Raw genomic sequence first — 8,803 nt, 5'->3', positions numbered from 1 at the left:
ATTTTAGGAATTTTGAGGCGTTTTCGGTGGGGGCTTGCGGGGATGAGTAACTTGATGCACGGGCAGGATATGAAACCCCGTTTAAACCGTGTTTAAAAACGCCGCCACGTGGTGAACTATTTTTGCGGCGGCGATGATACCTGTTTGCCGTTTAACGCCTTACAGGGGCTTGTAGGGCGTTGCGAGATTATAGCGCGAGGTGGTCGACTACTCGTTAGCAATGTAATCGCTGAGGATCTCCAGTACCACGTCCTCATCCTCATCCGACAGGCCCAAGAAAGGGCGTGCGGGAATATCTCCCCACAGGTGGGCAAAATCCGAACGGCGGCCACCAAACTGTTGCATGGCTGCGTACTGCCGGGTGGAGCCGATTTCCAGCGTATTGCCTGACACATTAGGGAAGATGGCGTCGGCCAGCTGGGTTGTTTCACCGATCAGTGCATCGTCTCGGCCCTTGCGGTCGATGGTGACAGGGCTGTTGCCCTTCCAGGCGGTGCCGTCTGGTGCGGTTTTGGTAGCGAAGCGTTGCTTGGTGCTCTCCACAAGATACTCGCCGATTTCCTGCAACGGCTCGCTTAAATCACCGCTTTGCTGCACCAGGCGGTTGAGCGCTTCCAATACCTGCGTGTTATCGACGTGGATCTTGGCGGCGGCCATGGCTATACTCCTGTTATCGAACCCGTGCATCAAACCGTTGTGGCTCATGCCATGAAGCGTTACGGACGTTAGGCTGAGGGCGGGTTCGAATTCTCATCTAGTCACCCGCGCCTGTGCGGATATAGAACGTCTGTAAGGCCAGTGTACGGCGCTTGCGGCGGATCTCAAAGATAGCCACGAACGTTTCCCCGTTAATCGTTAGCTCCCGGCGTACTTGCGCTGTGTTGGTGGCGCGTGATTCCCCGGCATCCACCAGTGCTTCCCCTTCGTTCAATAGCTGCGGCAATAGCGCGTAGTCGTTGGGCGTGACAGGGCGTTGGCCGCGCTGGCGTTCCGCTTCTCCGCCGTGGCGCTCTTGCACGTGCTTCACTACGAACGGGTCAATCGAGTAATCGAAGCCGTTGACGTCTTGCCCCTTGATGTCGGCTACTTGCGCCGTATCTCGCGTGGTGAGTAGCCCCAGGGTACGCACAGGCTCCAGGCGTTCTGGCTCGGTACCGTTGAGTACCCGCTGGGCATAACGCCGGGCGTCGTCACCTACAGAAGGTAATGAGCGATAGCTGGTCGCTAACTGGTCGCGCACCTGCTCAGGCACACCCTGCATGTAGCCTTTGGCAATTTGGTAATCCCAGTGGCGCACCTTTTCCGCCATGGTGCTCACGGTGCGGTTAACGCTGGCACCGGGCGCATAGTCCCAGCCTTGACCAATGCCCGCCGGTGCGCCGGTGCTGGGATCGGTCGCGTCCCAGCCTTCTGGCAGGGCTTTATCGGGATCACCGCCCATGCGCCGTGCAATAGATTCCCGCCGGGCACCTACTACATAGCACCGGCAGCCCCATCCATTGGGTGGGTAGTGAGTGGCCCAAAACGGGTGATCAGCCGGTAGCGTTAGGCCATCCCATCCAAGATGTTCACGGCGTGGATTACGGACGCTGTCGTTATGGCGGTAGATCCAGAAGGTAAAGTTCCCCTCGCGCAACTGGGCGAAGCGGCCAGCGGCATAGCTGGTTTGAGCATTGGTGCGGTAAATGACGCGGGTACGCCAGGCCCGACCGGCGGCAGTGCCTTCGCCTGTCCAGCCATGCCAGCCGTTCTTCTCTACAATGCTGCGAAAGTCGCGGCGAAATTCCCCAATACCCTTACCTTCAGTGATGGTGCGGTCTACGGCGGTGGCAATGTCGCTGAGTAAATCCGCTTTCGTCGCCCCGGCAATCATGAAGCCTGCATCGTGCTCGCTGCGGGTAAGGTCATCCCACCGGGCAGTGGCCACCAAGTTGCCCAGCTTCTGGCGAAAGAATGCCGTTTGCTCATTAAAGGGGCGGTTCATCACCACCGACAGCGACGGTTCACTCATCGGCGGCGTCCTCGATGTCGCTACGGCCTGCGGCCTGTGCTGCCGTGAGGGCATCGCCAATCATTTCACCCAGCCCCGCTTCTTCCAGTTCCGGCTGGGCGGCCATGAGCATTTCGCGGAACTCCTCCAGGCTCTCGGCGCTGTCGAGCATGGCCTCGATACGCGCTAGCCATTCAACGATGTCACCCTGGCCTTGGCGCTGCATCTGTTCGGCCAGTGCATCAGCGGGCGTCATCGGCTGCACGTCTTGCCGTAGCGCCGCCAGGCGTGGGGGCGCTGGCAGTTGCCGTAATGCACCCATAAACGGGCTTGGCGCTGCCTTTGGCATCAGCACCTCTTCGTCTTTGGCTGCTTTTGGGATGCCGCTTTTCTCATGGAACCACCACATGGGCACTTTCACGCCCATGTCCACAATGGTGGGCAGGCTCTTTGAGAGGCGTTCGAGATCCTCGGTTTCGCCACAATCCAAGTAAAAACGCGGGGCGCGGCTGGGCTTATCAATGCCGTAGTTGAGCGCGGCCATAGGCCACAGAATTTGTTTGCCGATACTGCCCGCATACTGACGCACATCGGAGCGGATCAGGCTGGTTTGCCCACGCTCGTGAACATTGCCCAGCGCGTTGGTGTTCGTGCCTTCGCCGGTACCGCTGGTGAGTGTGCCGCCCAATATGGCCTTGGCTTTGGCGCGCTCGCACCAGTCCATCATCGTTTTGTAGAGATCCGCAGACGCTCCCCTGCCAGCGGCTTCCTTGAACTCAATGCCCATGCCTTCGGGGATGATGCCCGCCGCGTTTTGACCGAGGGTAACCACAGCGCGTAGCAGCGTGGCTTTCTCTTTTTCGGTGGCGTTTCGTGGGTACGTACCGATGCGGGCTGGCAGTCCATAGATTTCCAGCAGCTGGGCGAGATCCCCCAGGGCGTAATTCTGGAATAGGTAAGGCCACGCTAGCATGCGGTGTAGCCCCATGCGGGCCACGTAGCCGGATTTAGCGCGGTGGCGGTGCTGAACCCAGCCGAGTGGCCATAGCTCGGCACCTGTAGCAGTGTGGTCGCGCAGGGTGATGCAGTTTTGGTCGTCTGGATGCAAGCGGAACCAGGAGTGTGGGCGTAGCGTGGGCTGCTCAATGTAGCGCAGTGCGCCATCGCGCTGCCATGGCAGTTCAAGGTTTGCCCAGCCGTGTCCGATGCCGGTACCCAAGTCCAGAATAAGATCCTCAACCTCAATGCCCGAGAACACTTCCGCCGCTTGCTCGGCGGCTTTCTTTTCCTGGGCGTTAGCACCGTCCGGCGGCACGATCTGCCACTCTAGCTCTGCCGCTAGCTGACGGCGTTTGCCCAGGTCGGCTCCGATCTGCGCGTCTTTCTCTTCCATATCGTCAAAGAGTTCAGACTGTGCTTTGAGGTCGCCTTGCTCGGCGGCTTCGAGGATCTGGTACAACCGCGCAGGTGTGAGCCCTTTCGTGGGGTGCTCGGCAAATTCGCGCTTGAGCTGGCCGATGCGAGCGTCGTTGGTTTGCTGTTCTTTTAGCGCTTGATTATTGGGCTTGATCAAGTTGCGCCGATACTTCTTCGTGGGGCTTACCATGCGCCGCCTCCTATGCCGAATCCGGCGTGTTCAATGTCGTCGTTATCGCTGTCGTCGTCCTGGCGGCTGCCAGGTAGGGGCGCGGGGGTGAATTCAATCAATCCGCCTGATGGGTTGGTTGCTGCAAAGTTCATCAGCGCACCAGCGATTGCACCATCACCGTGGCGTACCAGGTCGGCGTCTTTTAGGTCTTTACGCTCAATACGCGGCACCATCGGTATGCCATCGACGTACTCAACAGCGCGGTGGTCATCCTCTAACGAGGCATCCCTGGGCATAGTGATAAAGCCGTCTTCGAACAACGAGATGTATTTGCTCATCCACTCGCCGTACCACTTACGCGACAGTGAGACTTCATGCACTGGGCCACCTGAATAGGAGCCGTTGTCGGGATTGAGTTCTGCACGCCCATATCGGTCGCCGGTGTACTCCATCAGCGTTTGGCCTGGGCCTGTGGCGTCGCCTGCAAACGTCCAGTTAGTAAGCTTATCCAGCATGAACCAGAGTATTTGCTCTTGCTGGCGGGTGGGGGCGTTGGCGAGTTCGATCAGAAACGGGGCGTGTCGGCTCAGTTCCTGGTTAACCTTGGCAGGCGTGATCACCGAAAAGTGGCGGTGGCGCGCAAAGTCCATTCCTATTGCCCAGCGCCCAGTGAAACGGTTCATCGCTTCACTCAGTACCGGCGCCAGATTGGCGGCTATCCACTTATCGCACCAAGCCTCACGGTCACGTTCACTGCGTTTTGGGAAGTCGTCATCAAAGACGATACGCAGCACGGGCCGCACTTCAGGCATGGCCTGCTCAATCCAAACAGACGGGATTGCTGACCCTTCACCGTCACGTGGGATAACGTCTAGCTCTTCTCGCATGGCGGCTTTGCGTGGGCCATAAGCAGAGCGAATGGCTTCATACCAGTCTCGCTTTCCTTCCAGCGTTGGCTCTATGCCTCGCATAACGCAAACCCGCTCATAGAGACCATTCGTGACGGCATCATCGAATGAGATGCGGGTAGCCTTAGCGTTCTTTCCATAACGGCCTGCACGCACGTCTTCTACCAGCTGATAGAACGCGTTTTTCTTCCCACGGTGTGTTGACCAAATGACGATGCTGCCACCCCAGATGAGGAGCGCCGTGGCGGATTCAAGCAAGTGAGAGACATTTTTATGTAGCGCCGCTTCGTCGATTCTCACCTTGCCCTGCAAGCCGTGGATATTCTCAGGACGTGAGGACAGTACAGTGATGCGAAAGCCACTGGCGAAACGCACTCGAAAGGCCTGTATTTGTCGGCTGCCACCATCGGGCAGTTGGTCTTCAAAGATGTGTTGTTCGATCATGGTGGCTTGGCCACGCGCAATGATCGTTGCGAACTTCCCAGCATAGCCAATGTATTCCAGGCCTTTTTCCCTGGTATCGGCGATGTAAAAAATATTGTCGCCACCTGCTTCTTTTGAAGAGGCCGCCGTGATCGTGTCGGTTAACGCCTGGGCAAAGGTAATGCCGGTGCGGCGACCTTTCTCGCAAACTGCAATATCTAGCCCTTGCTGCATGCGAATCCAGTCGCTTTGATGTGACATAAGCACACCTTCAGCGAGTGGATTAAAGTTCGTGGGAATCTGTCGGGCGCGCTCCGGTAGCTCATCCCAATCAACTACCCGTTGAGTATCTGGGAGCGGTGCTGGCATGGTCATTGATTACATCCCCATCAGCACTTGCTCGCGCCAGAACTTAGCATCTTCCGCGCTAAGGCCTTTTGCTTGTGCAGCCGCATCTACGCGGTTGGCCGCTTCTTGAAGCACTTCGGTACGGATCTCCCTGGCGTGTTTCTTCTGGGCGATGGAGACGCGCCCTAAGCTCGACAGGGCTTTTGATATCTTGCCCAGGTTATGAGTAATGTCTTCCGGGTTTGACTCCGCCTTCCTTAGCTCAAGCGATACCCGTAGCAGCTGCTCTTGAACGATCCGCGCCGTGGCGTCGATCAGGTTGCCTTCGTCGTCTTCCACCGCATCGGCCATGGCCTTGGCCATTTCGGTAGTACGGCGCACGCTGCCCATGGCCTCCTCGAACTCTTCTTGAAGATCCTGACCATAGCGCTGAACAGAACTACGCGAGACTTGAAAGCCCCTATCGGTTAGCCAGGCGGCAAGCCCTTCATAGCCCTGGAAGCCTGAGCTTACGAGCTTTTCGTTCAGCTCTTCGCGCACCTCTTGAGGCAGGCTAAACACCTTATTGCGTGGGGCCATGGCCTTATGCTCCTGGGCGCGGTTTTTCAACACCCGGCACTTCTGCCAAGCCGTTAGCCACATCACTACCACGGGCTGTTAGGGTCAAAATCCAGCCTGCACGAGGGCGTTGGAGAATCACAAGATCTTGTTCATCCAGCCAGGCCAGGTCGTTGTGCAGCCGATCGGAACTGACGATATGACCATAGGCGCCTTTCAGCTCATCGTTGAGTGAGTACTCATTGGTGGTGAACTGATTACGACGCGCCAGAATGCGCAGAATGCACAGGCGGCGGCCTCCTGTTTGAAAGTCGTTGTAGTCCATCAGTGACCCCCTCGCGGCTGATTATTCATTAAGTAGTCATCCATACGGTTCACCTGGCGCGCCATGGCCTTTTGACTGGCACTGATTTCAGCTAGCAGCAGATTGGTTTGCGTCATCTGCTCTTGTAGCTTGTTTAGGTCTTCGTGATTGGGCAGGCGTTCGAGTTGGTGCTCTAGGCTGTCGACTTTTTTCTCGACGCTATCGATGCGCTTGTTGGTCGTTTTGATGGCGGTTTGGCTAGCGCGATGCTTGTTGATCAAGTACACGTACACCGCCACCGCGCCGGTGAAGATCGCTTGTATTACGTCAAATGCCACCTTCGCGGCAGACCAGTTAATCGGTTCCACGATGTCCCCCTTAGTCGTTGTCATCGTCGTCGGCGCTTTTTGCGCACTTATCGGCGTGTTCGCGGGCGCGGGCTACTTTGAGCCAACCCCGCGTTCCCCATTGGTGTAGCGCGGTGATGTAGAGCGCCACGTCCTGCTGTGTGTAGTCGCCAGCAGGCACCAGCGGCGAGTCTTCGCGCTCTGTCATGCCCGCTGGCGTGGCACAGCTGTAAACGTTGATAGAAGGCGGTGGCGGTGGTGGTTCGGGCGGTGTGCTGCCGCAGGCGGACAGCGCTGCCCCAACGCCTAGGATCACGATGGTTCTTAGGCTCATGGCAGCGACTCCAACGTTGAGCGCAGCACCGGGGCCACGGGGCCGTCGTCGCTGGCTGGTGAGCGCTGGATGCGCTGGCGCAGGATGTTGTAGTCTTCGGCCTGCTCGGCCAGTTCTTCTTGAAGCGCTTTAATATCGGCTTCGGCGAGGCGACGGCGGCGCTCGGCTGTCTCCAGCTCACCCAATGCCTCTAACGTCTGTTGACGCGCCTCTTGGGTGCGCTGCCGGGCGTTTTCAGCGGCTTGGCGCTCGATGGCTACCATCTCTTTTAAATGGCTGGTGTACTGGTATTGCATGATCACGGCAATCACCAGCACACCCACTATGATCAGCCCGACCTTGGTCAGCATGGTTCACCCCCTTGCCAGCCTGCCCGCGCATAGCGGGGTGTGAGATCAAGCAGAATGTGACGCACGTAGTGGCGGTTTTCCCGCAGGGCCCAGCCTGCGCGGTTGGTGTACCGCTCAACGCTGCCAAACCAAACGCCGGGGTTATCCCCGGCGGCGGTCGCTAAGCGTCTATCTCGGTTCACCCACCCCAGGCCGCCGTTGTAGGCGCTGAGCACCATGGCCCAGTGCTGGCATTCGTCAGCAGTATTAGCCAGCCGCTGCCAATGCCACTTGTTATAACGGGCCTGAGCACGCATGGCCCAGGTGGGGGAATACGGCGCGGCACTGCCCAGGTCGGGGTAGATCTCCGCAATCCACTTTGAGGTGCTGGGCATGAACTGGCTGAGCCCTTGCGCACCCACAGGGCTGTTGACGTTGGAACGCCAGCCACTCTCCTGGTGGATCTGTGCGGCATGTACAGCCACACGGCCATTCATGCCCCATTCCTGTTGCACGATGCGGGTTAGCTCGCGCTGGTAGCCGTTTGCGGCGCTTGGGATCTGGGCGTGTGCTGGCTGGCAGGATTCGAGAACTAGCAGTGTGGCCAGCACCAGACTCATTGCGATCCAGATGCAGTTGGTGCGCAGGTAGGCTTTAAAATCGTTCTTCATGACCGTTCCTCCTGGAGCGCCGATTCCGCACGCTCGACCACATCTTGCAGGCGCAGGTAGGCGGCTAAACGCTTAGGGCCAGCGGCAAGGGAGTCGATCTCAGCAACAAGGCGCTCGCCCTCTGCCAGCAGTTCAGCGGCGGTATCGGCGCCCATGTCAGACTCCTAGGCCAAGGGCCAATACAGCAGCGGCAATGATGATGGCGCGACGAAGCATGAACAGCCCAAGGGAACTCGCGGGCAGCCCTAAGAGATTGCCGGGGCGGGCGTAGGGGAATATCGAGCGGTCGATCCAGTAGCCCAGGTAAGCACCCCAGCAGAGCTTTGTCAGCGACCAGAGCAGCACGCCCAACTGGTGTGGGTAGAACCAGCCAACGCCAATGGTGGTGAGAATAGCGAGGATCAGCCAGGGGCCAATGCGCAGTTTATCGAGTAGTTTGGGGCCAATGTGGAGTTTGTTGAGCAGCTTCTGAAAAAGTGATGATAGGTTCACGAGGTAGCCTCATTGCGTGCGGGGTGAGCAAAAGCACAGTGCAGTGAGGTTCAGGATAGGGAGTTAACGCGGGGCGCTGGGAATAAAGCGTTTTAGGGATTTTTCAGGGGCTAGACAGCAAACAACCCGCCGGGGCGGGTTTGTTTTGGTTGGATTGAACTTATCGGTCATTACGGGCAATCGGTAATCCATCTAACTTCAAAAGTTGGCCATTCTGATTCAAGATAAATAGCCTTACCTCCATTACTAGCGACGAAGCGCTCGTATCCAGCATAGGCGCCATAAGAATTTTTCCCGTTCACCTCACCACATACGTTATACATTCCTCGTTTTTCACCACCTTTCACATTTCTAAACTGGGCTGAGCTTGGATCTCTTAATCGCTCGGCTACAGCTTTTTTGGCCTTGTCTTCTTCTGACTCGAACAGATTACATCCCGCAAGCATTGTGGTGCAGATGATAGTGGTAATTAGCGCTACTTTCATGAAGTTCCCCTTATTTTGAAGCTAGC

13 protein-coding genes are annotated in these 8,803 nt (G+C 57.6%); all 13 read right to left on the bottom strand.

Features of this window, described 5'->3' with window-relative positions:
• Positions 1–207: 207 nt before the first annotated feature.
• Positions 208–705 carry a phage virion morphogenesis protein gene (locus JI62_RS08295; protein WP_088699711.1) on the bottom strand — a complete coding sequence of 166 codons (498 nt, stop codon included), beginning with the start codon at positions 703–705 and terminating at the stop codon, positions 208–210.
• Between the two features lie 49 nt (positions 706–754).
• The gene (locus tag JI62_RS08290; protein WP_088699710.1) at positions 755–2,011 is read right to left on the bottom strand and encodes a phage minor head protein; all 1,257 of its coding nucleotides are present in this window, start codon (positions 2,009–2,011) and stop codon (positions 755–757) included.
• Positions 2,004–3,596: a DUF935 domain-containing protein gene (locus tag JI62_RS08285; protein WP_088699709.1), complete on the bottom strand. Its 1,593-nt coding sequence runs from the start codon at positions 3,594–3,596 to the stop codon at positions 2,004–2,006. The genes JI62_RS08290 and JI62_RS08285 overlap by 8 nt, the downstream gene beginning before the upstream one ends.
• The gene (locus JI62_RS08280) at positions 3,590–5,284 is read right to left on the bottom strand and encodes a hypothetical protein (protein ID WP_088699708.1); all 1,695 of its coding nucleotides are present in this window, start codon (positions 5,282–5,284) and stop codon (positions 3,590–3,592) included. The genes JI62_RS08285 and JI62_RS08280 overlap by 7 nt, the downstream gene beginning before the upstream one ends.
• 3 nt (positions 5,285–5,287) lie before the next feature.
• A complete protein-coding gene (locus tag JI62_RS08275) occupies positions 5,288–5,836 on the bottom strand; it encodes a DUF3486 family protein (protein WP_088699707.1) in 549 nt (182 codons plus the stop codon).
• Between the two features lie 4 nt (positions 5,837–5,840).
• Positions 5,841–6,140 (bottom strand): VpaChn25_0724 family phage protein, encoded by a 300-nt coding sequence (locus JI62_RS08270; protein ID WP_088699706.1) that lies wholly within the window; start codon positions 6,138–6,140, stop codon positions 5,841–5,843.
• Complete coding sequence (locus JI62_RS08265) at positions 6,140–6,511, bottom strand: DUF2730 family protein (protein WP_088699705.1); 372 nt, start codon at positions 6,509–6,511, stop codon at positions 6,140–6,142. Before JI62_RS08265 ends, JI62_RS08270 begins: the two co-directional genes overlap by 1 nt.
• Complete coding sequence (locus JI62_RS08260; protein ID WP_088699704.1) at positions 6,498–6,800, bottom strand: hypothetical protein; 303 nt, start codon at positions 6,798–6,800, stop codon at positions 6,498–6,500. Before JI62_RS08260 ends, JI62_RS08265 begins: the two co-directional genes overlap by 14 nt.
• The gene (locus tag JI62_RS08255) at positions 6,797–7,150 is read right to left on the bottom strand and encodes a hypothetical protein (protein WP_088699703.1); all 354 of its coding nucleotides are present in this window, start codon (positions 7,148–7,150) and stop codon (positions 6,797–6,799) included. Before JI62_RS08255 ends, JI62_RS08260 begins: the two co-directional genes overlap by 4 nt.
• The gene (locus tag JI62_RS08250) at positions 7,144–7,800 is read right to left on the bottom strand and encodes a transglycosylase SLT domain-containing protein (protein ID WP_088699702.1); all 657 of its coding nucleotides are present in this window, start codon (positions 7,798–7,800) and stop codon (positions 7,144–7,146) included. Before JI62_RS08250 ends, JI62_RS08255 begins: the two co-directional genes overlap by 7 nt.
• Positions 7,797–7,955 (bottom strand): hypothetical protein, encoded by a 159-nt coding sequence (locus JI62_RS22595; protein ID WP_170938509.1) that lies wholly within the window; start codon positions 7,953–7,955, stop codon positions 7,797–7,799. Before JI62_RS22595 ends, JI62_RS08250 begins: the two co-directional genes overlap by 4 nt.
• A gap of 1 nt (position 7,956) precedes the next feature.
• The gene (locus JI62_RS08245) at positions 7,957–8,292 is read right to left on the bottom strand and encodes a putative holin (protein ID WP_205737501.1); all 336 of its coding nucleotides are present in this window, start codon (positions 8,290–8,292) and stop codon (positions 7,957–7,959) included.
• Positions 8,293–8,462: 170 nt separating this feature from the next.
• Positions 8,463–8,777, bottom strand: coding sequence for a hypothetical protein (locus tag JI62_RS08240; protein WP_088699701.1), 315 nt, complete (start codon positions 8,775–8,777; stop codon positions 8,463–8,465).
• Positions 8,778–8,803 lie beyond the last annotated feature (26 nt).

The organism is Halomonas campaniensis, assembly GCF_002211105.1.
GTDB lineage: Bacteria > Pseudomonadota > Gammaproteobacteria > Pseudomonadales > Halomonadaceae > Vreelandella > Vreelandella campaniensis_A.
Note: the sequence above shows the minus strand (reverse complement) of the source record. Positions and strands in the feature narration are given on the sequence as shown.

Excerpts from the sequence above, each read along its gene's own strand:
- JI62_RS08275 (WP_088699707.1), bottom strand. The coding sequence starts at position 5,836 with ATGGCCCCACGCAATAAGGTGTTTAGCCTGCCTCAAGAGGTGCGCGAA.
- JI62_RS08295 (WP_088699711.1), bottom strand. The coding sequence starts at position 705 with ATGAGCCACAACGGTTTGATGCACGGGTTCGATAACAGGAGTATAGCC.
- JI62_RS22595 (WP_170938509.1), bottom strand. The coding sequence starts at position 7,955 with ATGGGCGCCGATACCGCCGCTGAACTGCTGGCAGAGGGCGAGCGCCTT.
- JI62_RS08285 (WP_088699709.1), bottom strand. The coding sequence starts at position 3,596 with ATGGTAAGCCCCACGAAGAAGTATCGGCGCAACTTGATCAAGCCCAAT.
- JI62_RS08260 (WP_088699704.1), bottom strand. The coding sequence starts at position 6,800 with ATGAGCCTAAGAACCATCGTGATCCTAGGCGTTGGGGCAGCGCTGTCC.
- JI62_RS08270 (WP_088699706.1), bottom strand. The coding sequence starts at position 6,140 with ATGGACTACAACGACTTTCAAACAGGAGGCCGCCGCCTGTGCATTCTG.
- JI62_RS08240 (WP_088699701.1), bottom strand. The coding sequence starts at position 8,777 with ATGAAAGTAGCGCTAATTACCACTATCATCTGCACCACAATGCTTGCG.
- JI62_RS08265 (WP_088699705.1), bottom strand. The coding sequence starts at position 6,511 with ATGACAACGACTAAGGGGGACATCGTGGAACCGATTAACTGGTCTGCC.
- JI62_RS08255 (WP_088699703.1), bottom strand. The coding sequence starts at position 7,150 with ATGCTGACCAAGGTCGGGCTGATCATAGTGGGTGTGCTGGTGATTGCC.
- JI62_RS08250 (WP_088699702.1), bottom strand. The coding sequence starts at position 7,800 with ATGAAGAACGATTTTAAAGCCTACCTGCGCACCAACTGCATCTGGATC.
- JI62_RS08290 (WP_088699710.1), bottom strand. The coding sequence starts at position 2,011 with ATGAGTGAACCGTCGCTGTCGGTGGTGATGAACCGCCCCTTTAATGAG.
- JI62_RS08280 (WP_088699708.1), bottom strand. The coding sequence starts at position 5,284 with ATGACCATGCCAGCACCGCTCCCAGATACTCAACGGGTAGTTGATTGG.